Source organism: Streptomyces sp. bgisy159, from assembly GCF_057707805.1.
This window is the reverse complement of sequence record NZ_JBYIQX010000133.1, coordinates 1-747: the sequence shown is the minus strand read 5'-3', so window position 1 is coordinate 747 and position 747 is coordinate 1. Positions and strand designations below refer to the sequence as shown.

1 protein-coding gene is annotated in these 747 nt (G+C 68.5%); it reads right to left on the bottom strand.

All coding sequences use genetic code 11. The features are described from left to right. The coding region (locus tag AC3ET3_RS36135; RefSeq protein WP_488187280.1) for an alpha-amylase family protein at positions 1 to 747 on the bottom strand (747 nt) is incomplete at both ends.

The following is a 747-nucleotide window of genomic DNA, read 5'->3' as shown; positions in this document are numbered from 1 at the left end:
GCCCTCACGCAGCGGGACGTTCTCGCACAGTTCGTAGCCGCTGTAGATGCCCCAGGTGGGGGAGAGGGTGGCGGCCAGGACGGCGCGTGCCTCGAAGGCGGGGCGGCCGCCCTGCTGGAGGTAGGCGTGCAGGATGTCGGGGGTGTTGGCGAAGAAGTTCGGCCGCATGTAGGCGGCCGCGTCGCCGGACAGCTCCGTCAGGTACTCGGTCAGCTCCTGCTTGGTGTTGCGCCAGGTGAAGTAGGTGTACGACTGCTGGAAGCCGATCTGCGCCAGGGTGTGCATCATCGCCGGCCGGGTGAACGCCTCCGCCAGGAAGATCACGTCCGGGTCGGTGCGGTTGATCTCCCCGATCACCCGTTCCCAGAAGACGACCGGCTTGGTGTGCGGGTTGTCCACCCGGAAGATCCGCACGCCGCAGTCCATCCAGTGCCGCAGCACCCGTACCGTCTCCGCGACCAGCCCGTCCATGTCCGCGTCGAACGCGATCGGGTAGATGTCCTGGTACTTCTTCGGCGGGTTCTCCGCGTACGCGATCGTGCCGTCGGGCCGGTGGTGGAACCACTCCGGGTGCTTGTGCACCCAGGGATGGTCCGGCGAGCACTGCAGCGCGAAGTCCAGGGCCACCTCCATCCCCAGCTCGCGGGCCCGCTCCACGAACCACACGAAGTCCTCCAGCGTGCCCAGCTCCGGGTGCACGGCGTCGTGCCCGCCCTCCGGCGAACCGATCGCCCACGGCACACCCAC